Raw genomic sequence first — 26,354 nt, 5'->3', positions numbered from 1 at the left:
TTATCGCTCGAAGGAATACACATGGAATGGCTGACCAGCCCGGAAATCTGGGTTGCCTTTTTCACCCTCACCGCGCTTGAGATCGTGCTCGGGATCGACAACATCATCATGATCTCGATCCTGGTCAGCCGCATGCCCAAGCACATGCAGCCACGTACCCGGATCTTCGGCCTGGCCCTGGCCATGGTCACGCGCATCCTCTTGCTGCTGTCGATCACCTGGGTCATGCGCCTGACTGCCGACCTGTTCGAGGTCTTCGGCCATGGCATCTCCGGGCGCGACCTGATCCTGTTCTTCGGTGGCCTGTTCCTGCTGTGGAAGAGCTCGCAGGAGATCTACCACGGCCTGGAAGGCGAAGACGAAAGCAGCGACGAGCCCAAAGGCGCGGGCGGCAAGTTCTTCTACACCATCATCCAGATCGCCATCATCGACATCGTGTTCTCGCTGGACTCGGTGATCACCGCAGTGGGCATGGTGTCCCATGTGCCGGTGATGATCGCCGCCATCGTCGTCGCCGTGCTGGTGATGATGCTGTGCGCTGGTGCCATCAGCAACTTCATCGACAAGCACCCTTCGCTGAAGATGCTCGCGCTGTCGTTCCTGATCGTGGTCGGTACCGTACTGATCGCCGAATCGTTCGACGTGCATGTGCCAAAAGGCTACGTCTACTTCGCCATGGCGTTCTCGCTGGCGGTGGAAGCGATCAACATCCGTATGCGCACTGCCTTGTCGCGCAAGGATGGCAAAGAGAATGATCCGGTGAAACTGCGCAAGGACATTCCGGGTCAATAAACCCAGGAAGCGTTTTGCAGAAAAGGGCCCTTCGGGGCTCTTTTTCGTTTATGCGGCCACAGAAATACAGGGCAATCATTCATGCGCGGTGTGTTTCAAATGAGTGACAGCCATGCGAAGCTGGCAACAGCTGCGCAAAACAACTAAAGCTTTGAGTGGGCACTGAAATTTCTCAAGCGCCCACGCTCCACTTCTTGGCCCGCATGGGCCATCGGCAACAGGGGGCTTCGCCATGCTGACCCTGCTCAACCTGCTCTCGGCCGTGACGCTATTGGTCTGGGGTACACATATCGTGCGTACTGGCATCCTGCGGGTATTCGGGTCCGACCTGCGCCGCATCATCAGCCAGAACATGAACAAGCGCCCCCTGGCGTTCATCGCCGGGATCCTCGTCACCGCTATGGTGCAGAGCAGCAACGCCACCGCCATGCTGGTCACATCCTTCGTCGGCCAGGGCCTGATGGCCATGACGCCAGCCCTGGCGATCATGCTCGGCGCCGATGTCGGCACCGCGCTCATGGCCAGGGTGCTGACCTTCGACCTGTCGTGGCTGTCACCGCTGCTGATTTTTCTGGGGGTGATCTTCTTCCTTTCCCGCAAGCAGACCCGGGTCGGCCAATTGGGCCGGGTAGGGATCGGGCTTGGCTTGATCATCCTGGCCCTGGAGCTGATCGTGCAGGCCGCTGCACCCATCACCCATGCCCAGGGGGTGAAAGTGCTGTTCGCCTCGCTGACCGGCGACATCTTGCTCGATGCCCTGGTCGGCGCGCTGTTTGCCATGATTTCCTATTCCAGCCTGGCGGCCGTGCTGCTCACCGCGACGCTGGCCGGCGCCGAACTGATCAGCCTGCCGGTGGCCATCGGCCTGGTGGTCGGTGCCAACATCGGTAGCGGCTTGCTCGCATTCATCAGCACCAGCATGCAGAACGCCGCCGGGCGGCGTGTGGCTCTGGGCAGCTTGCTGTACAAGCTGATCGGCCTGGTGCTGATCATTCCGGTGCTGCACCCACTGGTGACGTGGATGGACACACTGAGCTTCAGCCCTCAGGAGCTAGTGATCGGCTTCCACCTGCTCTACAACACCTTGCGCTGCCTGATCATGCTGCCCACCGTCAAACCTATGGGCCGGCTGTGCAACAGCTTGCTGCCCGAACGCGAAAACGGCAACGGCCAAGTGCGCCCGCGCCACCTCGATGCCTCGGCGCTCGACACCCCCAGCCTGGCACTGGCCAATGCCGCCCGCGAGACCCTGCGCCTGGGCGATATTGTCGACAGCCTGCTCGAAGCCATGCTCGGCGCCCTGCGCGGCACCCAAGCAGCCCTGCCACAGCAGGTGCGTGCCTTGGGCGAGGACGCCGAGGCCTTGTACAGCGCCATCAAACTGTACCTGGCGCAAATGACGCGGGAGGACCTCAGCGAGCGCGACAACCGGCGCTGGGCCGAAATCATCGAACTGGCGATCAACCTCAAGCTGGCCTGCGACCTGGTCGAGCGCATGCTGCGCAAGGTCCAGCAGCAGAAAACCAGCCAACGCCGGGCGTTTTCCCAGGTCGGCCTGGAGGAACTGACCGGCCTGCAAGAACAGCTGTTGTCGAACCTGCGCCTCGGCCTGTCGGTGTTTCTCAGCGCAGACCCCGAGAGCGCGCAGTTGCTGCTGCGCGAGAAACGCCGTTTCCGTGCGCAGGAAAGGCGCCTTGCCCACGCGCATGTCAGCCGCCTGCAACGCAAGGTGTTGCAAAGTATCGAGACCAGTTCGCTACACTTGGAGCTGATTGCCGACATGAAGCGGTTGAACTCTTTGTTCTGCAGCAGTGCCTATGTGGTACTAGGCGGCTCGGACACCGGCGGGCTGATGCTCGACACTGTGCCGGACGAAGCCCGCTTGCCGTGATTTCGCCTACCAGGAGAGCCAAGCTCGCCCATGCGTTGCCTGATGTTCGTTTGCCTGCTGATCTGCAGCCTGCCCACCCTGGCCCTCGACCGCTCGCGGGTAGAGGGGTACCTGTTGCCCAACGGTCTGCAGGTCATCCTCAAGGACGGCTATGAACGTGACCACGTGGCCATCCGCCTGGTGGTCGGGGTTGGCCTGGATGACTTCGACTGTGAGCAGAAGGAGCTGCCACACCTGCTCGAGCACCTGCTGTTCAGCGGTATCGACGAAACCGGCGAGGGCGGACTGGAAGAGCGCCTGCAAGCCTTGGGTGGCGAGTGGAACGCCTATACCAGCAGCGCCGACACCACGTTCGTGATCGAGGCACCTGCGCGTAACCAGCGTAAAGTGCTCGACCTGCTGCTGGCGGTGATCCGCGACACCCCTATCGACGCCAAGGCCCTGGCCACGGCGAAAAGGATCATCGAGCGCGAGGACGGCGGCCACTATGGCCACCTGCAACGCTGGCTGGACCGCCAGGACATCGGCCACCCCGCCAGTGACCAACTGGCGACCGAACTGGGCCTCAAGTGTGCCGAGCGCTCGAACATCGACGACATGACCCTGGAGCAGGTGCAGGCCTTGCGCGACCGCTGGTACGCGGCCAACAACATGACCCTGATCATGGTCGGCGGCCTCGACCGCCTGCTGCCGGCGTACCTGGAGCGCACCTTTGGCGAGCTGCCAGCCACCGAGCCGGAAGAGCGCCGCAACCTTGAAAGCATCAGCCAGCAGGCCGAGCAACGCCGCGACCTGACCCGCGGCTGGCTGGGCGACAGCGTCAAGCTGCACTGGCTGTTCATCGAGCCGGTGCTGGACAACGACCATCAGCCGACCCTCGACCTGCTGTCGCGCTACCTGGATTGGGCGCTGTACGACCAGCTGCGCCTGCGCAATGGCTTGTCCTACGGGCCGTCGGTACAGCGCGAGAGCTTCGGTGACAGCGGCATGCTCAGCCTCAACGCCGACCTGGAACGCGACGACGTCGACCAGGCGGTCAAGGTGATGCAGGGGTTGTTCGACCACCTGCGCAAGGAAGGCCTCGACCCGGATACCTTCGCCCGCATCAAGGGCGCCAGCATGGCCCGGGAAAGCTGGAGCACCCAGGGCAACAGCGCCTTGGCCGACTACTACTGGGGGGCGTTGAACGACTACAACGACGGGCGCTTTGCCAACCCGGTGCGAAAGTTGCGGCAGGTCAGCCTGGTCCAGGCCAACGAAGCGTTGCAGGCACTGCTCAAGGACCAGGGCTACCTGCGCATCGAGAAGCCCCTGCTGGGTTATGACGAGCTGTACGGGTTGCTCGCCTTGCTGCTGGGGCTGATCCTGGCGGCCGGGTTGCTGCGTTGGCGCCGGCATACCCCGCAACCACCGAGCGGTGCTACACGCAAAGGGTGATTCGGCGGTATCCTTTAGCCAGTACCGGCCTCTTCACGGGGTTGCCCGAAAAGAGGCCGGCACAGCCACCCTATCTCTCCCTGTTGTAGACCCATGCCCCCAATTCCCCGCATCGTCCAGCGCGTCATCGAACTGCTTAAACGCTACCCCGGCATCATCGCGCTCGGAGGCTTCCTCTCCGGCATCGGCAGCTTCATCCTGGTCGACCGCCAGGCCGGCCTGGCCAGCTGGGTGGCGATCCTGATGCTGGTCAGCTGGGTCTGGCTGATGCTGGAAAACACCCTCACCGGCCTGTTCGCCCGCACCTTCAACCGAGAGATCCCGCAACCGTTGCTGCGCTACGCGACGCAGATGATCCACCAGGAAACACTGTTCTTCGTCCTGCCGTTCTTCTTCATCACCACCACCTGGAACAGCGGCCAACTGGTATTCACCGGCCTGCTCGCCGCCGCCGGGCTGATCTCGATCGTCGACCCGCTGTACTACAAGTGGTTGGCGCCGCGGCGCTGGCTGTTCCTCGCGCTGCACACGCTGACCTTGTTCGCGGCGCTGCTCACCGCGCTGCCGATCATTCTTCACCTGACCACCGCGCAAAGCTTCAAGCTGGCGTTGATCATTGCCATGGCCCTGTCGTTCCCGAGCCTGGCCAGCAGCTTCCCGGTCAATACCTGGCGGCGCGGCGTGGCGCTGGTTCTGGTGACCCTGTCGGTGGGCGGCGGGGGGTGGTTGCTGCGCTCGTGGGTACCACCGGCGACGTTGTGGATGACCGAAGTGGCCGTCAGCACCGAAGTGCTCAATCGCCAGCCCGGCGAGTCACTGGACGAGATTGCCGCCAGCCGCATCAAGACCAGCGGGCTGTATGCGTACACCTCGGTCAACGCACCCCGGGGCCTGAACGAGCGCATTTACCACGTGTGGCAAAAAGACGGCAAGGAAGTAGACCGGATTGCGCTAGATATTCATGGCGGGCGCAAGGAAGGCTACCGGGCCTGGACCCACAAGCAGAACTTCCCGCCTAACCCGGTCGGTAAATGGCAGGTGAGGGTGCTGACCGAGGACGGCCAGGTGATCGGGGTGCTGCGGTTCAAAGTGCTCGACGATGCGCCGAGCTCATAGCTTCCTGGTTTGAGCACACAATCAATAAACCGCCCCATGCCCTCTGCGCTATGATCAGCCCCTAAGCCTTAGCGCCGAGTCAGTTGCATGGAGCCTATGACACCCCCCAGCGCCACCTTGGACACCAGCCACCAACCGCCCTGCCTGCGTATTACCGGTGACTGGACCCTGGCCCACTATGCCAGCCTCAAGCGCGACAGCGAACGCCTGCGCACGCTATGCAGCAACGACGCCGTTGCCGACCTCAGCCAACTGGGCCGCCTCGACACCGCCGGCGCCTCGCTGCTGGCCGAACTGCTCGGCGCCGAACGCCTGTCGCACTGCACCGATGGCCTGCCCGACGCCAGCCGTGCCCTGCTCAAGACCGTGTACTGCTCGGTGCAGGACTACTGCATTCCGGTCAAGGAGGCCGAACGCCCGGTGCTGCTGTTGCTGCTCGAGCGTATCGGCCGTGCCGTCAGCACCGTCTGGCAAGACACCCGGCAGTTGCTCGGCTTCGTCGGCCTGATTCTCGAAACCTTGCTGCGCCGGGCCTTCCAGCCCCACCGCTGGCGGCTTACGCCGGTCGTGGCGCACATCGAACAGACCGGCCTGGATGCTGCGCCCATCGTCGCCTTGCTGACCTTTCTGGTGGGCGCGGTGGTGGCGTTTCTGGGCGCAACGGTGCTGGCCGCGTTCGGCGCGACCCTCTTCACCGTCGACCTGGTGGCGTTCTCGTTCTTGCGTGAGTTTGCCGTGCTGTTGACCGCCATCCTCATGGCCGGCCGCACGGCCAGTGCCTTCACCGCGCAGATCGGCTCGATGAAGGCCAACGAAGAAATCGACGCCATCCGCACCCTGGGCCTCAACCCCATGGAGCTGCTGGTGGTGCCACGGGTATTGGCACTATTGATTTCGTTGCCGCTGCTGACCTTCCTCGCGATGATCTGCGGCATCGTCGGCGGCGCGGTGGTGTGTGCCCTGTCGCTGGATATCTCACCCGCCATGTTCCTGTCGCTGCTGCAGACCGACATCGGTGTGCAGCACTTCCTCGTCGGCCTGGCCAAAGCACCGTTTTTTGCCTTCCTGATCGCCGCCATCGGCTGCCTGGAAGGCTTCAAGGTCAGCGGCAGCGCGGAGTCCGTGGGCGCCCACACCACCTCGGCAGTGGTGCAGTCGATTTTCGTGGTCATCGTGCTGGATGCGGTGGCGGCACTGTTCTTCATGGAGATGGGCTGGTGAGTGGCCGGGAAACCGTGATCGAGGCACGGGGCATCTGTAACCGCTTCGGCAGCCAGAGCGTGCATGAAAACCTCGACCTGGACCTGTACCGGGGCGAGATCCTTGCCGTGGTCGGTGGCTCGGGTAGCGGCAAATCGGTGCTGTTGCGCAGCATCATCGGCCTGCGACGGCCTAACGAGGGGCAGATCAAGGTATTTGGCCAGGACCTGGCCGAGTTGCGTGAAGAACAGCGTTCGTTGGTCGAGCGACGCTTCGGCGTGCTGTTCCAGAAGGGCGCGCTGTTCTCGTCGCTGACCATCACCGAAAACGTCGCCTTGCCGCTGATCGAACACGCCGGCTTGTCCCGCGCCGACGCCGAGCACCTGGCCGGGGTCAAGCTGGCCCTGGCCGGCCTGCCCATCTCGGCTGCCGACAAATACCCCGCCTCGCTATCCGGCGGCATGATCAAACGCGCAGCGCTGGCGCGTGCCCTGGCACTGGACCCGGACATCCTGTTCCTCGACGAGCCCACCGCAGGCCTCGACCCGATCGGCGCCGCCGCGTTCGACCAGTTGATCCTGACCCTGCGCGACGCACTCGGCCTGTCGGTGTTTCTCATCACCCACGACCTGGACACCCTCTACACCATCACTGACCGGGTGGCGGTGCTGTCGCAGAAAAAGGTCCTGGTGGCCGGCCCCCTGGCCGAGGTCGAGCAAGCCGACGACGCCTGGATTCAAGAATACTTTCACGGCCCACGCGGGCGCGCAGCCGAACAGGCCGCCGCCCGCCCGGGCCAGGAGCGCTGAACGATGGAAACCCGAGCACATCACGTCCTCATCGGCCTGGTCACCGTCCTGGTGGTGGCCGGTGCCATGCTGTTTGGCCTGTGGCTGACCAAGTCCAGTGTCGACGATGCCTTCAAGGATTACGAAGTGGTGTTCAACGAAGCCGTCTCGGGCCTGTCCCGCGGCAGCCCGGTGCAGTACAACGGCATCAAGGTGGGCGACGTGTCGACCCTGCGCCTGGACCCGAAGGACCCTCGCCGCGTGCTGGCCCGGGTACGGCTGAGCGGCGACACGCCGGTCAAGGAGGATACCCAGGCCAAGCTGACCCTGGCCGGGGTCACCGGCAACGCGTTCATCCAGCTCAGCGGCGGCACGCCGCATAGCCCCGAGCTCAAGGGCAAGGATGGCAAGCTGCCGGTGATCATCGCCTCGCCTTCGCCAATCTCGCGCCTGCTCAACGACAGCAGCGACTTGGTGACCAACATCAACCTGCTGCTGCACAACGCCAACCTGATGTTCTCGGAAGACAACATCGGCCACCTCAGCAGCACCCTGGCCAATCTCGACAAGACCACCGGTGCCTTCGCCGGCCAGCACGGCAGTATTGCCGAGGCCATCACGCAGCTGGTGCAGGTCGGCAAACAGGCCAGCGCCACCCTGGCCGAAACCCAGGCGCTGATGCGCAACGCCAACAGCCTGCTCGGCAGCGAGGGCAAACAGGCCATCGGCAGCGCCGAGCAGGCCATGCAGTCGCTGGCCGAAAGCACGGCGACCATCAATGCGCTGCTCAAGAACAACAGCGAGGCCATCGGTGACGGTGCCCAGGGCCTGAACCAGCTAACCCCCGCCATCCGCGAGCTGCGCGAAACCCTCAACGCACTCAAGGGCATTTCCCGGCAGCTGGAGGCCGACCCGAGCGGCTACCTGCTCGGACGCGACAACAACAAGGAGTTCCAGCCATGAAAGCATCGCTGCGCCTGTTGGCCCTGGCGGCCGCGGTGAGCCTGGCCAGTGCCTGCTCGATCCTGCCGCAAAGCGAACCCGTGGACCTGTATCGCCTGCCGGTGAACCAACCCAGCCGCGTTGCCGCGCCGCTGGACTGGTCGCTGCGGCTTAACAAACCGCTGGCCAGCGAAGTACTGGCCGGCCCACGGATCGCGGTGATCCCACAGGGAGACGTGGTCAGCAGCTACAAGGGCGCACGCTGGAGCGACGCCGCGCCAGTACTGCTACGCAACCGCCTGCTCGATGGCTTCCAGCGTGACGGCCAGGTTCAACGCCTTAGCGCCGATGACAGCAACCTGCAGGCCGACTACGAGCTGGCCGGCGAGCTGCAGGCGTTTCAGAGTGAGTACCGCCCGGACGGGGCAGTGGAGGTGGTGATTCGCTACGATGCGCGTCTGGTCCAAGGGCGCAGTCAGCGTATCCTCGCCAGCAAACGCTTCGAGATCCGCCAACCGCTGGCCGCCAAGGAGGTTTCGGCAGTGGTGGCAGGCTTCGGCGGCGCCAGCGACCAACTGGTCGGGCAGGTGGTCAGCTGGACCGTCGCCCAGGCCACGCAGGCCCAAGCTCAGGTCCAGGCTCAGCCGAAGAACCAGTAGCAGACCAAGATCGCCGCGACCACGCCGGAAAATTCGGCCAGCAGGGCGCAACCGACCGCGTGGCGTACCCGCTGGATGCCCACGGCACCGAAGTACACCGCCAGCACATAGAAGGTGGTCTCGGTACTGCCCTGAACGGTCGCCGCGACCAGTGCCGGGAAGCTGTCCACACCGTGGGTCTGCATGGTCTCGATCAACATGGCCCGCGCCGCACTGCCCGAGAATGGCTTGACCAGCGCGGTGGGCAGGCCTTCGACGAAGCGGGTATCCATGCCCATCCAGTTCACCGCATGGCGAATGCCGTCCAACGCCAGCTCCAGCGCGCCCGAAGCGCGCAGTACGCCGACTGCTACGAGCATGGCCACCAGGTAGGGAAGCAGGCTCTTGGCCACATCAAAGCCTTCCTTGGCGCCTTCGACAAAGGCTTCGTACACCTTGACCCGCTTCAGCGCACCAATCACCAGGAACAGGATGATCACACCGAACAGCGTGAGGTTGCCAAGGATAGACGACAGGCCCGCCAGCGCAGCGGCCGACAAGGTGCCGAGAAAGGCCATGAAGCAGCCCAACAGCAACGCACCGGGGATCAGGTAGGCCAGCACCACCGGATCCCACAGGCGCAGGCGCTGCATCACCGCCACCGACAGCAGGCCCACCAGGGTCGACACGCTGGTAGCCAGCAGGATCGGCAAAAATACCAGCGTCGGGTCGGTCGCGCCTTGCTGCGCGCGGTACATGAAGATGGTCACCGGCAACAGGGTCAGCGACGACGCATTGAGTACCAGGAACAGGATCTGTGCGTTGCTTGCGGTGCTGCTGCTGGGGTTCAGCTCCTGCAGCGCGCGCATGGCCTTAAGGCCAATCGGCGTGGCCGCGTTGTCCAGCCCCAGGCCGTTGGCCGCGAAGTTCATGGTGATCAGGCCCAGGGCCGGGTGCCCCGGCGGTACCTCAGGCATCAGCCTGGCAAACAGAGGGCCGAGGACCTTGGCCAGCCACTCGACGATACCGGCCTTCTCGGCGATTTTCAGAAAGCCCAGCCACAGGGTCAGGGTACCGAACAACAGGACCATCACCTCCACCGACAGCTTGGCCATGGCGAAGATGCTCTCGACCATGGCGGCGAAGATGCCGGCGTTGCCGCCGATCAGCCACTGGGCCAGGGCGGAGACGGCCGCCACCAGGAAAAAGCCGAGCCAAAGGCCGTTGAGCATCCGATTGTTCCCCCTGAAATGTGCCCGAATGATAACGGAGATTGCAGGCGCCCACACAAGACGCAGTCCCTAGAAAGGGGCGCAACGCGCCCCCCACAATCCCCCACACAACAAAAAGCCCCGACAAGTCGGGGCTTTTTGTTCAACGCATCAGCTTCAGCGCTTGGCGGCTTCGCCAACCACCACAGCTTCCTGCTTGTCGGCCATCAGCGAGGCATAGTACTGCTCGCCCTTGGCAGCGTCGTACATGCCTTCCCAGCGTGCGATGACCAGCGCGGCCAGGGCGTTGCCGACCACGTTCAGCGCGGTACGGGCCATGTCCATGATGCGGTCGACACCGGCGATGAAGGCCAGGCCTTCCAGCGGGATGCCCACGCTGCCCAGGGTCGCCAGCAACACCACGAACGATACGCCCGGTACGCCGGCAATACCCTTGGAGGTGACCATCAGGGTCAGCACCAGCAGCAGCTGCTGGCTCCACGACAGGTCGATGCCGTACAGCTGGGCGATGAAGATTGCCGCGATGCTCTGGTACAGGGTCGAACCGTCGAGGTTGAACGAATAGCCGGTCGGCACCACGAACGAGCAGATCGACTTCGGCGCGCCGTACTTCTCCATCTTCTCGATCACCCGCGGCAGCACGGTTTCGGAGCTGGAGGTGGAGTAGGCCAGGATCAGCTCATCTTTCATGATGCGCATGATCTTGATCACCGAGAAGCCAAACACGCGTGCCACCAGGCCCAGCACCATGAAGGCGAAGAAGGCGATGGCGAAGTACACCAGCAGCACCAGCTTGGCCAGCGGCAGCAGCGAGCTGAAGCCGAAGTTGGCGACGGTGACGGCGATCAGGGCGAACACGCCGATCGGGGCGTAGTTCATGATCATGTGGGTGACCTTGAACATGGTCTCCGACACGGCCTGGAAGGTACGCACCAGCGGGTCGCGCAGCTCTGCCTGAAGGCTCGATAGGCCCAGGCCGAACATCACCGAGAAGAAGATGATCGGCAGCATTTCGCCACGCATCAGCGCCGCGAAGATGTTCGACGGGATCAGGTTGAGCAGGGTTTCGATGAATGCATGCTCATGCTGCACTTCGGCCGCAGTGGCCTGGTACTTGGAGATGTCCACGGTACCCAGGGTGCTCATGTCGATGCCGGCGCCCGGGTGGAACAGGTTGGCCAACACCAGGCCGACGACGATGGCGATGGTGGTCACCACCTCGAAGTAGACGATGGTCTTGAGGCCGATGCTGCCCAGTTTCTTCGCGTCGCCAACTCCGGCGATGCCCACGATCAGCGACGAGATCACGATCGGGACGACGATCATCTTGATCAGGCGAATGAAGATGTCACCAGCGGGCTGGAGGACGTTGCTGATCCACCATGCCTTTTCCGCACTGAAATGATTCAGTAGCGCGCCGATTGCAACGCCCAGGACCAGACCGATCACGATCTGCCAGGCGAGGCTCAGTTTTGCCTTCTTCATGTCTTTACCCTTTGTTCTAGTGGTCATGGGCGCCGGACGAAAACGCGCGTAACAGAGCCGTTGGCAACGTCACGGTGAGCGAAAAGCTTCCGTCCGGTGGCCTCATGTAAGGACACCGCGAGCGAGCGACTGGGCGCTCGGGCCAGCGAAAAGGCGGCAACTATTGCGATGGGGAAGGGGGAAATCTAATGCCTGAAACGCATACCCCATGCCGATACTGCATAATGATTTACGCTAAAAATGGCATGGCGCAAGTGCTTGATTTATAACGTTCGGAATCCCGAACAAGACCAAAGCGCCATTTTTAGGCAGATTTGGCAGCGTGTTCGGAGAGGGGTAGATGGCTTGTTCGACAATCCGAATGGCCGAAATGCCACTTGCGAAGGGACCCTGGCGGGCGAAAAAAAGTTGATGTACGGTCGAGACAAAATGTGTCTTTGAGGGAAAAACACGCAAGAAGGGTAATTTGCCTGATTGCCTTAACGGTTCCTCGTTGGCTCCTCGGAAGTCAGGTCGGCACCTGGTATCCCTGATGACACCACCGACCTGAGGCTTCCGATTCCGCCTCTCCTGACCCGGCCCATTGCTGGAGGTACTCCCTGTACCCCTAGGCCACTCCGACCCTGCAACAGTCAGAACAGCCCGGCCCCTTGGTCATGTGCTGCCCCTCCTCGGGGCGGCGCATCATAGAAGGCTGAAATATAAAAAGGTTCAGCTTCTATTACGTGACAGTGCATAACCGTTCATCGGTAACGGCTTATAAAAGCTCAGTACCACTTCGGGTCACGCTTGAGTTGCTCGCGCAACATCGCCTGCATGCCATCATCCGGTTCGCCAATAAAGCGGTATTGCGCATGACGGGTAGGCGACTTGTCGCTCGGCAAGCCTTCGGGCACCTCTACGAGCATCCCGTAGGCTTGGTCCTTGTCCCAGCTAAACGCCACGATCAGACGCTTGTAGGTGCAGTTTTGCGCCGTTTCACACAAGGGCCCGACCAGGTACTGGTCGCCGTCCTCGGTGACTGCCGACATCTGCTCCTGGGCACTGCCGGTGAGGTTGACTACCCAATCGGGCAAGCGCTCCTCGCCCTTGATCGTGTCCTGCCAGGTTTCCCGGTATTCAGGGTCCGAGCCGAGCAACTGATCGACCCGGACCTGGCCGTCATTGGCCGCCATCGCCGCTGCACTGCCGCCCAGCAAGCAGGCGGCAGCCAGGGCTGTGCAAAGCTTCCTGCGCATCTTCAACCTCGACCACGTCCAAAGAAGAAGGAGGCTACGAACAGGACCAGGAAGACGATGAACAGGATCTTCGCGATACCCGTGGCGGCGCCAGCGATACCACCGAAGCCCAGTACGGCGGCGACAATGGCGATGATGAGGAAAGTGATAGCCCAACTCAGCATGGTGGTTCTCCTTTCTTTTTTGAAATCAATCCGGCTTTGGGGTACAGCACAGGCTCAGAACACCCAGCGATCCTGTGGTACGACGTTTTCCAAGGTGGCCGGTGAAGCGGTGGCATTGCTCGATGGCAGCGGGTCGGCCGCCTTCACGAGGCTGGTGGCACGGGTTGCCTGAATCTGCGTCAGAAGCGCGGTCTGTGCCGCCACTTGCTCCGCCAGACGCGCGGTCTGCCAGCTGTAGTAGAAGAGGCCAGCGGCCAAGGTCAGCAGCAGCGCCATCCCCAGTAACAGGAACTGGCGCAAAGGCAGTGCGACGTTCTGCGAGCGGTTGACGGATTGGCGGTTCATGCCGGCTCCTCCTGCTGTAATTGTTGTTCAAACCTGAACAGGTAATTGCAGCCTGCATGCCAGCCTTTGCATCAATAAAAAATCCTTTTAAATCAAACACTTAAAACAATCACACATTGCACCGAAGGACGTATCCTGCACGATGGCCCCTGGGGCGTCGTGCGAATTGCACGATCAGCCCTCGACCTTGGTCGCCACCTTGAGCAGATCGGCGTCCACACCGCGCACGCCGATGATCTGCCGGGCAATCTCGACAGCAATGGTCTTCTGCTCGCTGCTGACCACTTCGCCCGACAGCCGCACCAGGCCCTCCTCGCTGGCGACCTTGAGGTTCAGGCCATCGAGGTTGCGGCTGAAACGGAAGCTGTTCTGGATCTTGTCGACGATCCAGCTGTCGCTAGGCTGCGGCCCGGTCGGCGCGCCTACCGGGTTGTCGCGCGCCTTGGCCATGGCGGCGGTGTCCAGGCTGACCAGGTTGTTGACCAGGTGCACACCGTCGGTGGTGCGCGCCACTACGCCGGCCAACTCCTTGGCCTCTGTGCTGTCGACCCTGCCGCGCAGGGTCACTACGCCTTCGCTGCTTTGCACTTCTATAGGCGCCTTCTCGGTGGTGCGGCTCCACAGCAGCCGTGCACGTATCACCGCCGCCAACGTTGCGTCCTCCAGCCGCTGGGCATAGGCCCGCAGCTCGAGCGGGCGTTCCACCAGTTGAGCATTGACCTGCAACTGGTTGTCGACCTGTTCGATGCCGCGGGTGGCCAAGGCGACATGCTCGGCCAACTGGCGCTCGACAGTGTTTTCGACCTCACCCGATAGCCGCGCCTGCTTGCCGTCTACCACCACATCGATACGAAAGGGGTTGAGCATGCGGTTGAGCGACAGGGCGGTTTGCAGTGAGCCCTCCAGGCGGGCGTCCTGCACAGGGTCAGCGAATGCCGGGTTCATAACCGGCAGCAAAGTGGCCGCCAACACGGCCAGTCGTGGGAAAAAGGGCATGGCTGTGCCTCCTTTGTTGGCAAAAACAGAAAATAGTCGCAACCAATGTGCCATCGCGCACCTCTAAGCAAATCATCGAGATATCGCGGCTCAAGGGCATTGTTTGGCCACTGGCTAGCATGCAAAGGACAGAATCCTTCAGAATTGACCATGCAACTTGCCCGATTTTTCCCACACTAATTGAAGATCTATCCTAAGGAGCGCAGGAAATGGAATCAGCCCAGGACAAGCAAGGCCGCATTCTGCTGGTGGATGACGAGTCCGCGATCCTGCGCACCTTCCGCTACTGCCTCGAAGACGAAGGCTATAGCGTGGCCACCGCCAACAGCGCCGCGCAGGCCGATACCCTGCTGCAACGCCAGGTGTTCGACCTGTGCTTCCTCGACCTGCGCCTGGGCGAGGACAACGGCCTCGACGTGCTGGCCCAGATGCGTATCCAAGCCCCGTGGATGCGGGTGGTGATCGTGACCGCGCATTCGGCGATCGACACGGCGGTGGATGCCATCCAGGCCGGTGCCGCCGACTATCTGGTCAAACCCTGCAGCCCCGATCAACTGCGCCTGGCGACTGCCAAGCAGCTGGAAGTGCGCCAACTGTCGGCGCGCCTCGAAGCCCTTGAAGGCGAGGTGCGCAAGCCCAAGGACGGCCTCGACTCGCACAGCCCGGCCATGATGGCGGTGCTGGAAACCGCGCGTCAGGTGGCCACCACCGACGCCAACATCCTCATCCTGGGCGAGTCCGGCACCGGCAAGGGTGAACTGGCCCGTGCCATTCATGGCTGGAGCAAGCGAGCGCGCAAAGCCTGCGTCACCATCAACTGCCCGTCGCTGAATGCCGAGCTCATGGAAAGCGAGCTGTTCGGCCATACCCGCGGCGCCTTCACCGGCGCCAGCGAGAGCACCCTTGGCCGCGTCAGCCAGGCCGACGGGGGCACGCTCTTCCTCGATGAAATCGGCGACTTCCCGCTGACCTTGCAGCCAAAGTTGCTGCGCTTCATCCAGGACAAGGAGTACGAGCGTGTCGGCGACCCGGTCACCCGCCGGGCCGATGTGCGCATTCTCGCCGCCACCAACCTCAACCTTGAAGAGATGGTGCGCGAAAGCCGCTTCCGCGAAGACCTGCTGTACCGCCTCAACGTCATCACCTTGCACCTGCCGCCCCTGCGCGAACGCAGCGAAGACATCCTGACCCTGGCCGATCGTTTCCTGGCCCGCTTCGTCAAGGAATACTCCAGGCCGGCCCGTGGTTTCAGCGATGAGGCCAGGGCTGCCCTGCTCAACTACCGCTGGCCCGGCAACATTCGTGAACTGCGCAACGTCGTGGAGCGCGCCAGCATCATCTGCCCGCAGGAACGCGTGGAGATCAGCCACCTGGGCATGGGCGAACAACCGACAGGCAACGCGCCCCGCGTGGGCGCGGCATTGAGCCTGGATGAGCTGGAGCGCGCGCACATCGGCGCCGTGCTGGCCGCCAGCGATACCCTCGACCAGGCCGCCAAGACCCTGGGCATCGATGCCTCGACCCTGTATCGCAAACGCAAGCAGTACAACCTATGAAGTGGCAGATGAAGCTGCGCACGCGGCTTTTCCTCAGCATTTCGGCGCTGGTCACAGTGGCCCTGCTGGGCCTGATGCTGGGGCTGGTCAGCGTGCTGCAGATGGCCACGGTGCAACAGCAGTTGGTACGGGACACCACCCACGCGCTGGAAGTGGGACTGAAACTGCGGCAAAACCTCGGCGAACAGCTGACCCTGATACTCGATGAGAACACCGCGCCGCAGAACCTGCGGCTGTTACAGGACAACTTCCAGGCGCTGCTCGACCAAGGGCTCGAACAAGGCGGTGAACGCACCGGTTTCAGTAAGGCCAGCAGCAATTACCAGACCTTCCTCCGGGCCTACCGCGACAGCCCAGCACCTGCGCGCAGCATGGGCAGCGACGAGCCACTGGGTGCAGCTTTCAACCAGCTACGCACCGACCTCATCGATTCGCACAAACAGGCGCTGGAACACATCACCCGCAGTGAAGAACGTACCCGTGATCGCGCCTTGCTGGTCAGCGGCGTGCTCGGCCTGATGGGCTTGGCGATACTGGTATTGGGCTTTGTCACCGCGCACAACATCGCGCGACGCTTCGGCCAACCGATCGAAGCCTTGGCCAAAGCGGCCGACCAACTCGGCAAGGGCAACTTCGACGTCACCCTGCCAGTCACCCAGGCCAGCGAGCTCAACCAGCTGACCCGTCGCTTCGGGCTGATGGCCGACGCCTTGCGCAAGCACCAGGCCACCAACGTCGATGAGCTGCTGGCCGGCCAGCAACGCCTGCAGGCCGTGCTCGACAGCATCGACGATGGCCTGCTGATCATTGACCGGCAGGGCCGCCTGGAACACCTCAACCCCGTGGCCCAACGCCAGCTGGGCTGGAACGACAGCCGCCTTGGCAGCACTCTGGCCGAAGCCTTGCAGCGCCCGGAGCTGGAGCAGCAACTGCGCCAAGTGCTGCGCGGTGGCAGCCTCGATCGCCCGCCAGACGACCTGAACATCGACGTCGATGAAGAAACCCGCCTGCTGACCTATAGCCTGACACCGGTCAGCCACCCTCAGGGGCCGATTCTGGGCGCGGTGATGGTGCTGCACGATGTGACCGAGCAGCGGGCCTTCGAGCGCGTGCGCAGCGAGTTCGTTCTGCGTGCCTCGCACGAACTGCGCACGCCGGTCACAGGCATGCACATGGCGTTCGGTCTGCTGCGTGAGCGGGTGAAGTTTCCACCCGAGGCGCGCGAGTACGACCTGCTCGAAACCATCGGCGAAGAAATGCAGCGCCTGACCCAGCTGATCAACGACCTGCTGAACTTCTCTCGTTACCAGAGCGGCTTGCAGAAACTCGAACTCGCCCCTTGCGCCATCGATGAGCTGCTGGAGCGCGCGCAGCTGCGTTTTGCCGAACAGGCCGCACACAAGCAGATCGAGCTGATCAAGGAACTGGAGCTGCCGCTACCTCGCATCCAGGCCGATGTCGCCCAGCTCGACCGGGTACTGGACAACCTGCTGCACAACGCCGTGCGCCATACCCCCAGTGGTGGCCGCATACGCCTGCACGCAAGGCGCCATGCCGAGCGTGTGATCATCAGCGTCGAGGACAACGGCGAGGGCATCGCCTATGGGCAGCAGGGGCGTATCTTCGAGCCCTTTGTGCAGGTGGGGCGCAAGAAGGGCGGTGCAGGGCTGGGCCTGGCGTTGTGCAAGGAGATCGTGCAACTGCACGGCGGCCGAATGGGCGTGTTTTCCCGCCCGGGGCAGGGCACCCAGTTCTACATGGCATTGCCGGTGTAGCCAGCGGGGCGGGCCTCAGGACTCATCGTTGGCCCGCCGCCCAGCCCCCTCGCGCCGGCCGCGGGTGACCAGTTCGGCAAACTGGCGGGCATTCAACGGGCGGGCGAACAACCAGCCCTGCCCATAGTTGACCCCTTCGCTGTAGAGCAGCACCGCCTGGTCTTCGCATTCGATGCCTTCGGCAATCACTCGCAGGTGCAGGTCATGCGCCATGCGGATGATGTGCGGGGCCACGCCACTGCTGGCGGCGTCATGCCCCAAGGCATCAATGAAGGCCTTGTCGATCTTCAGGCAGTCGACGGGCAAGGTCTGCAGATAGGCCAGGCTGCAATAACCCGTGCCGAAATCGTCGATCAACACCTGATGGCCCAACGCACGCAGGGCCTGCAGGTTGTCACGGGCTACCACCACGTCGATCAGGCCGCGCTCGGTGACCTCGAAAGCGATCTGGCTGGCCGAGACCCGGTGCTGGGCCAGCAACCGCGCCGCGACCCGGCCGATACGAGGGACCATCACGTCGCACGCTGCAAGGTTCACCGAGATGTACAGGTTGCGGTGCGAACGCAGCAACTGGCCAAGCTGTTCGAGCACACGTTGCAGGACAAAATCGGTGATCTGGCGGATTTGCCCGGTATTTTCGGCCAGGGGTATGAACAGGTCCGGGCTGGTCAGGGTGCCGTCAGGGCGGCGCCAGCGCACCAGGGCTTCGGCGCCGACACAGCGCCGGGTGTCGAGCTCGATGATCGGTTGGTACAGCACCTGCAACTCGCCTCGGCGCAGCGCGTTCTGCAACTCCGAGCTCATCGACCGGCGCTGCAGAATCAACTGCAGCACCAGCCAGCCGATGCAACAGGCGGCCAGCACGCTGCCGGGGAACAACAGCCAGAGCATGCCGTTCATGCGCAGGGGCAGGCTGGCACGCGGCGCGATCAGCACCAGTTGATAGTCCGGAGATTTGGTTGGCATGCGGTAGATGAGGCGGTCGCTCAGCTCCAGCAGCGACTTGTGGCTGGCCGTCCAGGCCGAGGGCGGGGGCCAGACCTGCGGTGGGCCCAGTACCGGGATTGCCCGGGTACCGTTGTCCAGCACAACCACCAGGCTGCCGCCGGGCGGCAAGTGGACCACATCGGTCAGGTGCCCGCGCGAGGTGGACACCACGAAATTGCCACGCCCTAGCATCAAGGCCGCCAGGTTTTCGTTGGGTTCGGTAGTGGTATTGAGCCAATAGCTGTAGGTCGGGCCCTTGATGTCGGGCGCCCGCAGGGGTTCGAACGCCCGCTCATCACCCCGGTTGGAGCAGGCGACATTGGCGTCCACGTAGGCCGCCTCATAAATGAAGCGCGAACTCAGGCCAACCTGCTGCAACGCCGCCAGCATCTGCGGGCTGCAACCTCGCAAGGGCTGCGCCTGCAAGATATCCACCCCTTCACGCAACTGGCCGAACACCTGTTCGAGGCGTTCGAGAAAGCGCTCTCCCCGGGCATTCATCTGTGCGCTCTCGCTTTGCTTCATCTGCTGCAGGGCAATGCCGATGCTGGCGGTTAGCAACAGCGCGGCGCTGGCCAGCGCCGCCAGTGAGGCCAGCATCCAGGGACGGTAAAAAATTTGGCGCAGCGTGGAGATGAGGGCTGACATCAAGGGCATCCAGTTGATTACTAAGGTATAGCAACTGGATCAGGAATCGCCCTCGCCGTTGGGCGCCTCAGCTCAACGCATGCGGTTGAGCACCTGCAGCATGGCGGCCGTTTGCGCGTCGGGCATGCCATCGAAGCGTTGTGGCCGGAAACGCATCTGGAACGCGGCGATCACATGCCGCGTGGCAACGTCCAGCTCACCGGTTTGCGCGATGGCGTAGCCGAACCGCGCCAGTTCCTGCTGATACCAGCCCACGCTGGGCGGGTTGACGCTGAAGAAGGCTTGTTGACGGGCGACGGCGTTAGCCTCGGGCCAGATACCGATGCCGGCATCAGCCAAACGCTTCCACGGGAACAACGGGCCCGGGTCGAGCTTGCGCAAAGGTGCGATATCGCTGTGGCCAACGATGTGCCGGGGGTCGATCTTGTTGCGCGTGACGATGTCCTTGAGCAGTGCGATCAAGGACTGCACCTGGGCTTCGCTGTAGGGGTGCCAGACCCGGCCATTGGGAGTGTCGGTGAACCCTGGGTTGACGATTTCGATGCCAATAGAGGTGGAGTTCAACCAAGTGCGCCCCTGCCATTGGCTGTCACCGGCATGCCAGGCACGGCGGCTTTCATCCACCAGCTGATAGACCGTGGCCGGGCCGTCGCCAATCAGGTAATGGCTGCTGACCTCGCCGTGGGTCAACAGCGCCAATGAGCGCTCAAGCGAGGCATTGGTGTAGTGCAGGACGATGAACTGGATACGGTTGTCCTGGTTGACCGAAGGGTGGCTGCGGTCGATGCGCAGGCCCGTCGAACAGCCGGTCAATATCATCAGTAAAAGCGTTGCTAAAAGGGTCTTCATCGAAAGGGCACGTCAACGTGAATAGATAAGTTAGCCACAGTATAACGAGCCCCTTTCAGACGGCGCGGCTCAAGCAGCCTCAACGCATGCACATCAGCATGAACGCCAGCGAATTGTCTCCACTGGCGCCGTTGACGTCTATCAGCTGGGTGTTAATGGTAACGCCCCCGTCAACACTCGGCATACCAACAACTTTGGCGTGGCCATGCAACAAGCGGGTCTGCGTGCTCCCATCAATCGGCGAAACAGAACAAAACCTGGGGTCCTGCTGAACGATGTGCTTGTTGAGGTGCATCTTGTACTGCGTGAAGTAGTTGGATTGCGGTGTCTTTTCTACTTTTTCGATCCATTTCGGCCAAGATCGCAGCACTTCACCCTCGGCGCTGATATGCGCCGTCCAGTGATCATCTGCGGCCATGGCACTGACATGGAATGTCAGGCTCACTATCAGTGGCAGCGTCCATCTGGTCATTTTCGACTCCTGAGTAAGTAGTTCAATCGACCGCTGCTGGTGATTCAGCATCACGGCAAGCCAGTCTCGAACACTTCTCAGCCCGCAACGCGGTACATATTTACCCCTGCTCCACTCGATTTCGCCCCAAATCCTTGGCCCGGTACAACGCGGTGTCGGCGCGCTTGAGCACCTGGTCGCCGCGCTCGCCCGAACGAAACGCGCCCAGCCCGATAGAGGCGGTGATCACCACGCGTTCACCCTTGAAGTGGAACGGGCACGCTTCGATGGTCGCACGCAGTACCTCGGCCATCTGGGCGGCGGCCGCTGGCGAGGTCTGCGGGAACAGCAGCACGAACTCCTCACCGCCGAAGCGCGCAATGAAATCGCGCCCTCGCAGGCGTTTGCGCAGCTGGTCGGCGACGATCTTCAACACCTTGTCCCCCGCCAGGTGCCCATAGTTGTCGTTGATGCGCTTGAAGTGGTCCAGGTCGAGGATCGCCATGGCCAGATGGCCGCCACTTTCATGCCAGTCGAGCATCTCGCGTTCCAGGTGCTCGCTCCAGGCCGCGCGATTGGGCAGGCCGGTCAGCGGGTCCAGCAACGCCTTTTGCCGCTGCTCTTCGAGGTGCTCGCGATAACCGAGCGCCTCGTGTTCCATGTTCGCCACCCGCTCGGACAGGCCTTGCAGGCGCCCGGCGAGCTCCTGCTCGCGACGATCACGCTCGTGCTTGTGTTCGTCCATGGTTACCAACAGGCCTTCGAGGCGGTTTTCCAGGATGTGCTTGAGGCTGTCCACATCGGCGGCACCTTGCACACTGCTCTGCAGCCCATCGACCTGCTTGCGCAGCTGGGTATCGAGCGCCTGGGCGGCGCTGCTGTTGTCGGCATGCCCGGCACTGGCTTCGTGCAGGTGACTCTGGAAGCTTTCCAGGCGCTCGTTGATCTGTTGCAGGTAGGTCTCGAATTCGTGCTGGCCGCTGTCGGTTATCGCCAACATCAGCACCGCTAGGTCATCCAGCACCGGGATCAGCTCATACCAATTCAGCCCACGCGCCACCCGCTCGCGCATTTCCTGGGCCTGGGCCTTGTGCCGTTCGGGCAGGCTGAGGTCGTCGAGCAGGCCGATAAGGGTCTGTTCGATGTGTGCGGCCACTTGGCTGTAGGGCGGCTCTACCGCATAGGGCAGGGCATAAGGGCCGTCTTCGCCGAAGGTGTCTTCGAGCGCCTGCGCAGGTTCTGCCTCAGCTGCGGGAGAGATGAGGGTAGTAGCCAGCTCGGGCGCCTCGTCCGGCAAGGACTCAGGTTGTGGCGTGGCCGGCGTGTCTGTGGTTTCGATCAGCGCCGGGCCCTCAGGCGCCTGTGCCTCAGTCAGCGGGGCTGGCAACGGCAGCAGGGCGTCCACATCGTCGGGCTGCGGGTCCTCGGCTGTGCGCTGTACGGGGGCTGCTGCCGGCTGCGGCACTGCGTCTGCCATCACGCCCGCAGGCGCTGCTGCCAGCGTAGCCTCGGCGTCGGCGTCAGCTTCGCCGGGTTGCTCGTTCTCGCGCCCGCCAAACAAACGCTGCAAAAAGCCCGGCCGCTCTTCCTCGGGCTTGCCCAGGGCAGAGAGTGCGCGGCCTTGCAGGCCACTCAGCTCGCCCAGCAGCGGGGGCAGTTCACGTGACTGGGCGACCCCACCATCGAGCTTCTTCGCCAGCTTTTTCAGCGGCCGCGAGATGTCGCTCGGCAACGGCAGGCCTTGCAGCTGGCTCACCAGCGATGTCAGCGCATCGCTGACCTGGTTCATGCGGGTTTCCCGGCGCTGCTCGGAGTCCAGCACCGCCTTTTCCAGGCGCGGGATCAGCCCGGCAAGGCCCGCGTCCATATTGTCGCTGCGGATGACCTCGCGCATTTCCTTCATGCACGCGTCCACCACCTTGTCGCTACCTTCGGCGGCCAGGGTGCTGCGCACGAGCCCGCGACGCAGCAGGTCGAGACGTGCGTCCCAACGGCGCTCAAGCTTCTCTTGCTGCTCGATGCTCTTAAGGTATTTCTCTTTCCAGCGCTCAGCGTCGTCAGTCATGCCCAGGTCCGCAAACGGTGATGGCAATTAGCTCAAAACCGGCAGCGTATCCACAGTCAATGCATCAGGCAATCGAATCTCGACGGCAACGGGAAGGTGATCGGAAATTGGCTGCGCCAACACCTCGACACGCTCAAGCGTAAGGGTTGGGCTGAGCAGGATATGGTCCAGGCAACGCTGCGGTCGCCAGCTGGGGAAGGTGGCCTCGACCTGAGGGGCAACCAGGCCCAGATCGCGCAGGGGCGAACGCTCCAGCAGGTCGGTGGCATGGGTGTTCATGTCACCCATCAACACCTGATGGCGGTAGCCGCCGATCAGCTCGCGAATATAGCTGAGCTGCAGGGCACGGGTCTTGGCGCCGAGTGCCAGGTGCATCATCACCACGATCAGCGCATCTTCACCTTCGCCGAAACGCACCAGGATTGCACCGCGACCGGACGGGCCGGGCAAAGGGTGGTCTTCAAGGTGTTGCGGCTTGAGACGGCTGAGCACGCCGTTGCTGTGCTGGGCAAAGCGGCCAAGGTTGCGATTGAGCTGCTGGTACCAATAGGGGAAGGCACCCAGGTGAGCCAGGTGTTCGACCTGGTTGATGTAGCCTGAGCGCAGGCTGCCACCATCGGCTTCTTGCAGGGCCACCAGGTCGAAGTCACCGAGCAGTTGGCCGATCTTCTGCAGGTTGCCGGCACGCCCGGTATGCGGCAGCAGGTGCTGCCAGCTGCGGGTCAGGTAGTGCCGGTAGCGCTCGGTGCTGATGCCGACCTGAATGTTGAAACTGAGCAGCCGCAGGCGACCATCCTCTGGCAGGCCCGGAGCCTGCAGGTGATGCTCGTTGACCTGCGGCTGGTGCAGGCCAATGCCACGCGTGGTTCTGAAGCGGGGCATGGGTACGCCGCTTACTTAGCGGCGCGCTCCTTGTCGATCAGCTGGTCGGCCACTTTCAGCACGCCTTCAGGCCCGCCTGCAGTGCCCAGGTCGAAGCGGTACTTGCCGTTGACGACCAAGCTCGGTACGCCGGTGATTTCGTACTTCTTCGACAGTTCTTTGGCCTGGTTGACCTGGCCTTTGATGGCGAAGGAGTTGAAGGTGGCGAGGAACTTGTCCTTGTCCACGCCTTGAGTGGCGAGGAAGTCGGCCATGTCCTCTGGGTCGGTCAGGCGTTTTTTCTGGTTCTGAATGGCATCGAACACTGCCGCGTGAACCTTGTGCTCGACGCCCATGGCTTCGAGGGTCAGGAACATCTGGCCGTGTGCGTCCCACGGGCCACCGAACATGGCGGGTACGCGCTTGAAGTTGACGTCCGCTGGCAGCTTTTCGGCCCACGGGTTGATGGTCGGCTCGAAGTGGTAGCAGTGAGGGCAGCCGTACCAGAACAGCTCGACCACTTCGATCTTGCCGGGCACGGAAACCGGAACAGGGTTGCTCAGCTCGATATAGGGCTTGCCGGCATCAGGCTCGGTGGCCTGAACGGCGGTCATACCGAATACGCTGGCGGCGACCAACGCAGCGCTGAGAATCAGTTTACGCATGCTTTACTCCTGAGCATTCATGGGTCGCCTCGACGCGACCTGTACCTGAGACAGGTCGGGCCAGGCCCGAGTTCTGTAGTGTAACGGCTGCGGACGCAAAAAAGGGCGGTCCGGCCGCCCTTTCATCTTTGCCTTACAACATTAACCGAATGTTAATGCGCCAATTTCTTCGCGGGTTCAGCCGCGAAGAAATCGACAACCACCTCAGTGCAGGCCCTGGATGTAGCTGGCCAACGCTTCGATATCGTGGTTGCTCAGCTTGCCCGCGATGGTGCGCATGGTCGTGGCGTCGCCATCGTTGGTACGCACGCCTTCACGGAACTCGGTCAGCTGCTTGGTCACGTACTGCGCGTGCTGCCCGCTCAGGTGCGGGAAGCCGGCCAAGGCGATACCTGCGCCGTTGGGCGAGTGGCAGCCGGTACAGGCAGGCAGGCCTTTTTCCAGGTCGCCGCCGTTGAACAGGGCACGGCCACGCTCGACCAGCTTGGGGTCGGCCGCCCCGACGCTGCCCTTCTGGCTGGCAAAGTACGCGGCGATATCGGCCAGGTCCTGGTCACTGAAGGCGGCCAGCATGCCGGTCATCTCCAGCACGGTGCGCTTGCCGGACTTGATATCGTGCAGTTGTTTTTCGAGGTAGCGCTGGCCCTGGCCTGCCAGTTTCGGGAAGTTCGGTGCCAGGCTATTGCCGTCGGGGTTGTGGCAGGCACCACAGACGGCCGTCTTGGCCTGGCCGGCGGCGGCATCGCCTTTGATAGGTTGCGCAGCAGTGGCCGCACCTGCGACACCCATGGTCAACAGCAGACTCACGACTAGTTTGTTCATCAGCTAATCCAACACGGCTAAGGGTGAAATGTTATGTATCGGGACTGCCGCTCATCCAAAGGATGACCAAACGGTAGTCCTCGGCACTGCAGTCCATGCACAATCCACGCGGCGGCATAGCCTTGAAACCCTGGGTCACATGCCTCACGAGTACATCCACACCTTGCGCCAGCCTTGGCTCCCACGCTGCCCGGTTACCCCGCTGGGGGGCCTGGGGCAACTGCCCGGCGTGACAGGCCGCACACGTGCGGTTGTACAACACCTCGGGATCCTGTGTAGCCTGTGCGCTGAAAAACGGCAGGAACATACCGACAGCAAGCAGCCATTTCGCCATGCGGAACGACCTTCAGGGTTGGGGGCCGCGCTGCGTTCTGATGCGCGAGCTATTGTTCGACACCCCATGCTCGCTCTCCTTCGCTGGGAGAATGAGCACACAAAAACTGGGGCATTATATACTTCCGCCATCCAAACGGAAACGACACCGCTTGCCAGGCTCGAGCCTTCAGAGTCAGGCAACACCCACATCGGATATCCCATGCAAGTCAAGAACCCCATCCTCGGCCTCTGCCAGAAAGCCACATTCGCCCTCAGCGCTGCCAAGGTCGAACAATGCCCGGACGACCAGGGTTACGAGGTGGCTTTCGCCGGCCGCTCCAACGCCGGCAAATCCAGCGCCCTCAATACCCTGACTCATGCCAGCCTGGCGCGTACCTCGAAAACCCCGGGGCGCACCCAGCTGTTGAATTTCTTCAGTCTGGACGATGAACGGCGTTTGGTCGACCTGCCGGGCTACGGTTATGCAAAAGTACCGATTCCGCTCAAGCAGCACTGGCAGCGCCACCTGGAAGCCTACCTGGGCAGCCGCGAGTGTCTGCGCGGGGTGATCTTGATGATGGACGTGCGCCATCCGATGACCGACTTCGACAAGATGATGCTCGACTGGGCCAAGGCCAGCGGCATGCCGATGCACATTCTACTGACCAAGGCCGACAAGCTGACCCACGGCGCGGGCAAGAACACCTTGCTCAAGGTGCAGTCCGAGATCCGCAAGGGGTGGGGCGACGCGGTGACCATCCAGTTGTTCTCGGCGCCCAAGCGCCTGGGGCTCGAAGAGGCCTACCGCGTACTGGCGGGCTGGATGGAACTGGAAGACAAGCCTGCGGAATAAAGGCTGATCACTGATCCTGGAGCCTTGCCGCAAGGCCGCTCCAGGGATCGTAGGGTGGTCAAATCCCAGGCAAAAAAAACCCCGGACTTCGTATGGGGAGGGGGAAGTTCGGGGTCCAAGTCCGGACCGCTAGGGCGGGGTCCAGATATCTGCCAACACTTAACACAACATAGGAGCATCGAAGGGCTTCACCAGCCATTCAGTTACTCTGAGTTCCGCTTCACCGGTTTAGTTCCGAAGCCT

The 26,354-nt window shown here is 62.7% G+C and carries 24 protein-coding genes and 1 pseudogene; 11 read left to right on the top strand and 14 right to left on the bottom strand.

The genetic code is table 11. From position 1 onward, the window contains the following. The first annotated feature begins 21 nt into the window (after positions 1-21). From PC358_RS22040 to PC358_RS22005, 8 genes are all read left to right on the top strand, one after another. Positions 22-792, top strand: a complete 771-nt coding sequence (locus PC358_RS22040) for a TerC family protein (protein ID WP_033702553.1) — start codon at positions 22-24, stop codon at positions 790-792. A 232-nt stretch (positions 793-1,024) separates the two neighbouring features. After that, positions 1,025-2,683: a Na/Pi cotransporter family protein gene (locus PC358_RS22035; RefSeq protein WP_033702552.1), complete on the top strand. Its 1,659-nt coding sequence runs from the start codon at positions 1,025-1,027 to the stop codon at positions 2,681-2,683. Between the two features lie 30 nt (positions 2,684-2,713). Next, positions 2,714-4,120, top strand: coding sequence for a M16 family metallopeptidase (locus tag PC358_RS22030; RefSeq protein ID WP_033702551.1), 1,407 nt, complete (start codon positions 2,714-2,716; stop codon positions 4,118-4,120). A 93-nt stretch (positions 4,121-4,213) separates the two neighbouring features. Beyond that, positions 4,214-5,236 (top strand): DUF5924 family protein, encoded by a 1,023-nt coding sequence (locus tag PC358_RS22025; protein ID WP_033702550.1) that lies wholly within the window; start codon positions 4,214-4,216, stop codon positions 5,234-5,236. Positions 5,237-5,323: 87 nt separating this feature from the next. Continuing rightward, positions 5,324-6,457 (top strand): ABC transporter permease, encoded by a 1,134-nt coding sequence (locus PC358_RS22020; protein WP_033702549.1) that lies wholly within the window; start codon positions 5,324-5,326, stop codon positions 6,455-6,457. Then, positions 6,454-7,245 carry an ABC transporter ATP-binding protein gene (locus PC358_RS22015; RefSeq protein WP_033702548.1) on the top strand — a complete coding sequence of 264 codons (792 nt, stop codon included), beginning with the start codon at positions 6,454-6,456 and terminating at the stop codon, positions 7,243-7,245. Before PC358_RS22020 ends, PC358_RS22015 begins: the two co-directional genes overlap by 4 nt. 3 nt (positions 7,246-7,248) lie before the next feature. Beyond that, on the top strand, positions 7,249-8,187 hold the full coding sequence (locus tag PC358_RS22010) for an MlaD family protein (protein WP_033702547.1): 939 nt from the start codon (positions 7,249-7,251) through the stop codon (positions 8,185-8,187). Beyond that, complete coding sequence (locus PC358_RS22005; RefSeq protein WP_033702546.1) at positions 8,184-8,825, top strand: ABC-type transport auxiliary lipoprotein family protein; 642 nt, start codon at positions 8,184-8,186, stop codon at positions 8,823-8,825. The genes PC358_RS22010 and PC358_RS22005 overlap by 4 nt, the downstream gene beginning before the upstream one ends. Here the strand turns inward: PC358_RS22005 and PC358_RS22000 are convergent. The 6 genes from PC358_RS22000 to PC358_RS21975 all read right to left on the bottom strand — a co-directional run bounded on the left by PC358_RS22000 (position 8,807) and on the right by PC358_RS21975 (position 14,264). Next, positions 8,807-10,036 (bottom strand): nucleoside recognition domain-containing protein, encoded by a 1,230-nt coding sequence (locus tag PC358_RS22000; protein WP_033702545.1) that lies wholly within the window; start codon positions 10,034-10,036, stop codon positions 8,807-8,809. The two genes, PC358_RS22005 and PC358_RS22000, sit on opposite strands and share 19 nt — an antisense overlap. A 156-nt stretch (positions 10,037-10,192) precedes the next feature. After that, positions 10,193-11,521 carry a glutamate/aspartate:proton symporter GltP gene (gltP, locus tag PC358_RS21995; protein ID WP_033702544.1) on the bottom strand — a complete coding sequence of 443 codons (1,329 nt, stop codon included), beginning with the start codon at positions 11,519-11,521 and terminating at the stop codon, positions 10,193-10,195. Positions 11,522-12,288: 767 nt separating this feature from the next. Beyond that, on the bottom strand, positions 12,289-12,759 hold the full coding sequence (locus PC358_RS21990; RefSeq protein WP_033702543.1) for an inhibitor of vertebrate lysozyme family protein: 471 nt from the start codon (positions 12,757-12,759) through the stop codon (positions 12,289-12,291). 2 nt (positions 12,760-12,761) lie between these two features. Continuing rightward, positions 12,762-12,923: a DUF1328 domain-containing protein gene (locus PC358_RS27385; protein ID WP_003252966.1), complete on the bottom strand. Its 162-nt coding sequence runs from the start codon at positions 12,921-12,923 to the stop codon at positions 12,762-12,764. 54 nt (positions 12,924-12,977) lie between these two features. Next, positions 12,978-13,268 (bottom strand): hypothetical protein, encoded by a 291-nt coding sequence (locus PC358_RS21980; RefSeq protein ID WP_033702541.1) that lies wholly within the window; start codon positions 13,266-13,268, stop codon positions 12,978-12,980. A gap of 174 nt (positions 13,269-13,442) precedes the next feature. Continuing rightward, complete coding sequence (locus PC358_RS21975; RefSeq protein WP_033702540.1) at positions 13,443-14,264, bottom strand: BON domain-containing protein; 822 nt, start codon at positions 14,262-14,264, stop codon at positions 13,443-13,445. 209 nt (positions 14,265-14,473) lie between these two features. Between PC358_RS21975 and algB the strand changes: the two genes are divergently transcribed. After that, positions 14,474-15,820 carry a sigma-54-dependent response regulator transcription factor AlgB gene (gene algB, locus PC358_RS21970; protein ID WP_033702539.1) on the top strand — a complete coding sequence of 449 codons (1,347 nt, stop codon included), beginning with the start codon at positions 14,474-14,476 and terminating at the stop codon, positions 15,818-15,820. Beyond that, positions 15,817-17,595 carry a KinB sensor domain-containing domain gene (locus tag PC358_RS21965; protein WP_033702538.1) on the top strand — a complete coding sequence of 593 codons (1,779 nt, stop codon included), beginning with the start codon at positions 15,817-15,819 and terminating at the stop codon, positions 17,593-17,595. The genes algB and PC358_RS21965 overlap by 4 nt, the downstream gene beginning before the upstream one ends. 15 nt (positions 17,596-17,610) lie before the next feature. Here the strand turns inward: PC358_RS21965 and PC358_RS21960 are convergent, their stop codons facing one another. From PC358_RS21960 to PC358_RS21925, 8 genes and pseudogenes are all read right to left on the bottom strand, one after another. Then, positions 17,611-19,230: an EAL domain-containing protein gene (locus PC358_RS21960; RefSeq protein WP_033702537.1), complete on the bottom strand. Its 1,620-nt coding sequence runs from the start codon at positions 19,228-19,230 to the stop codon at positions 17,611-17,613. Between the two features lie 72 nt (positions 19,231-19,302). Next, positions 19,303-20,079, bottom strand: a complete 777-nt coding sequence (locus PC358_RS21955; RefSeq protein ID WP_033702536.1) for an N-acetylmuramoyl-L-alanine amidase — start codon at positions 20,077-20,079, stop codon at positions 19,303-19,305. Between the two features lie 79 nt (positions 20,080-20,158). Next, complete coding sequence (locus PC358_RS21950; RefSeq protein ID WP_033702535.1) at positions 20,159-20,551, bottom strand: hypothetical protein; 393 nt, start codon at positions 20,549-20,551, stop codon at positions 20,159-20,161. Positions 20,552-20,651: 100 nt separating this feature from the next. Next, positions 20,652-22,595 carry a GGDEF domain-containing protein gene (locus PC358_RS21945; protein ID WP_033702534.1) on the bottom strand — a complete coding sequence of 648 codons (1,944 nt, stop codon included), beginning with the start codon at positions 22,593-22,595 and terminating at the stop codon, positions 20,652-20,654. A 27-nt stretch (positions 22,596-22,622) separates the two neighbouring features. Beyond that, positions 22,623-23,455 (bottom strand): annotated as a pseudogene (locus tag PC358_RS21940) (endonuclease/exonuclease/phosphatase family protein). Between the two features lie 33 nt (positions 23,456-23,488). Next, complete coding sequence (dsbA, locus tag PC358_RS21935) at positions 23,489-24,121, bottom strand: thiol:disulfide interchange protein DsbA (RefSeq protein ID WP_033702532.1); 633 nt, start codon at positions 24,119-24,121, stop codon at positions 23,489-23,491. Between the two features lie 204 nt (positions 24,122-24,325). After that, entirely contained in the window at positions 24,326-24,943 is a 618-nt protein-coding gene (locus tag PC358_RS21930) for a c-type cytochrome (RefSeq protein ID WP_033702531.1), read from the bottom strand. Between the two features lie 31 nt (positions 24,944-24,974). Beyond that, positions 24,975-25,277, bottom strand: a complete 303-nt coding sequence (locus PC358_RS21925; protein WP_033702530.1) for a c-type cytochrome — start codon at positions 25,275-25,277, stop codon at positions 24,975-24,977. A gap of 201 nt (positions 25,278-25,478) precedes the next feature. Between PC358_RS21925 and yihA the strand changes: the two genes are divergently transcribed. Then, positions 25,479-26,111 carry a ribosome biogenesis GTP-binding protein YihA/YsxC gene (gene yihA / locus PC358_RS21920; protein WP_033702529.1) on the top strand — a complete coding sequence of 211 codons (633 nt, stop codon included), beginning with the start codon at positions 25,479-25,481 and terminating at the stop codon, positions 26,109-26,111. The last annotated feature ends 243 nt before the right edge of the window (positions 26,112-26,354 follow it).

Source organism: Pseudomonas capeferrum, from assembly GCF_000731675.1.
Taxonomy (GTDB): domain Bacteria; phylum Pseudomonadota; class Gammaproteobacteria; order Pseudomonadales; family Pseudomonadaceae; genus Aquipseudomonas; species Aquipseudomonas capeferrum.
The sequence above is the reverse complement of the archived record's forward strand: the minus strand, read 5'-3'. Positions and strand labels throughout refer to the sequence as shown.

What these genes read in the sequence shown, in the direction of transcription:
- PC358_RS22040 (WP_033702553.1), top strand. Translation starts at nt 22, where the DNA reads ATGGAATGGCTGACCAGCCCGGAAATCTGGGTTGCCTTTTTCACCCTC.
- PC358_RS22035 (WP_033702552.1), top strand. Translation starts at nt 1,025, where the DNA reads ATGCTGACCCTGCTCAACCTGCTCTCGGCCGTGACGCTATTGGTCTGG.
- PC358_RS22030 (WP_033702551.1), top strand. Translation starts at nt 2,714, where the DNA reads ATGCGTTGCCTGATGTTCGTTTGCCTGCTGATCTGCAGCCTGCCCACC.
- PC358_RS22025 (WP_033702550.1), top strand. Translation starts at nt 4,214, where the DNA reads ATGCCCCCAATTCCCCGCATCGTCCAGCGCGTCATCGAACTGCTTAAA.
- PC358_RS22020 (WP_033702549.1), top strand. Translation starts at nt 5,324, where the DNA reads ATGGAGCCTATGACACCCCCCAGCGCCACCTTGGACACCAGCCACCAA.
- PC358_RS22010 (WP_033702547.1), top strand. Translation starts at nt 7,249, where the DNA reads ATGGAAACCCGAGCACATCACGTCCTCATCGGCCTGGTCACCGTCCTG.
- PC358_RS22005 (WP_033702546.1), top strand. Translation starts at nt 8,184, where the DNA reads ATGAAAGCATCGCTGCGCCTGTTGGCCCTGGCGGCCGCGGTGAGCCTG.
- PC358_RS22000 (WP_033702545.1), bottom strand. Translation starts at nt 10,036, where the DNA reads ATGCTCAACGGCCTTTGGCTCGGCTTTTTCCTGGTGGCGGCCGTCTCC.
- gltP (WP_033702544.1), bottom strand. Translation starts at nt 11,521, where the DNA reads ATGAAGAAGGCAAAACTGAGCCTCGCCTGGCAGATCGTGATCGGTCTG.
- PC358_RS21990 (WP_033702543.1), bottom strand. Translation starts at nt 12,759, where the DNA reads ATGCGCAGGAAGCTTTGCACAGCCCTGGCTGCCGCCTGCTTGCTGGGC.
- PC358_RS27385 (WP_003252966.1), bottom strand. Translation starts at nt 12,923, where the DNA reads ATGCTGAGTTGGGCTATCACTTTCCTCATCATCGCCATTGTCGCCGCC.
- PC358_RS21980 (WP_033702541.1), bottom strand. Translation starts at nt 13,268, where the DNA reads ATGAACCGCCAATCCGTCAACCGCTCGCAGAACGTCGCACTGCCTTTG.
- PC358_RS21975 (WP_033702540.1), bottom strand. Translation starts at nt 14,264, where the DNA reads ATGCCCTTTTTCCCACGACTGGCCGTGTTGGCGGCCACTTTGCTGCCG.
- algB (WP_033702539.1), top strand. Translation starts at nt 14,474, where the DNA reads ATGGAATCAGCCCAGGACAAGCAAGGCCGCATTCTGCTGGTGGATGAC.
- PC358_RS21965 (WP_033702538.1), top strand. Translation starts at nt 15,817, where the DNA reads ATGAAGTGGCAGATGAAGCTGCGCACGCGGCTTTTCCTCAGCATTTCG.
- PC358_RS21960 (WP_033702537.1), bottom strand. Translation starts at nt 19,230, where the DNA reads ATGTCAGCCCTCATCTCCACGCTGCGCCAAATTTTTTACCGTCCCTGG.
- PC358_RS21955 (WP_033702536.1), bottom strand. Translation starts at nt 20,079, where the DNA reads ATGAAGACCCTTTTAGCAACGCTTTTACTGATGATATTGACCGGCTGT.
- PC358_RS21950 (WP_033702535.1), bottom strand. Translation starts at nt 20,551, where the DNA reads ATGACCAGATGGACGCTGCCACTGATAGTGAGCCTGACATTCCATGTC.
- PC358_RS21945 (WP_033702534.1), bottom strand. Translation starts at nt 22,595, where the DNA reads ATGACTGACGACGCTGAGCGCTGGAAAGAGAAATACCTTAAGAGCATC.
- dsbA (WP_033702532.1), bottom strand. Translation starts at nt 24,121, where the DNA reads ATGCGTAAACTGATTCTCAGCGCTGCGTTGGTCGCCGCCAGCGTATTC.
- PC358_RS21930 (WP_033702531.1), bottom strand. Translation starts at nt 24,943, where the DNA reads ATGAACAAACTAGTCGTGAGTCTGCTGTTGACCATGGGTGTCGCAGGT.
- PC358_RS21925 (WP_033702530.1), bottom strand. Translation starts at nt 25,277, where the DNA reads ATGGCGAAATGGCTGCTTGCTGTCGGTATGTTCCTGCCGTTTTTCAGC.
- yihA (WP_033702529.1), top strand. Translation starts at nt 25,479, where the DNA reads ATGCAAGTCAAGAACCCCATCCTCGGCCTCTGCCAGAAAGCCACATTC.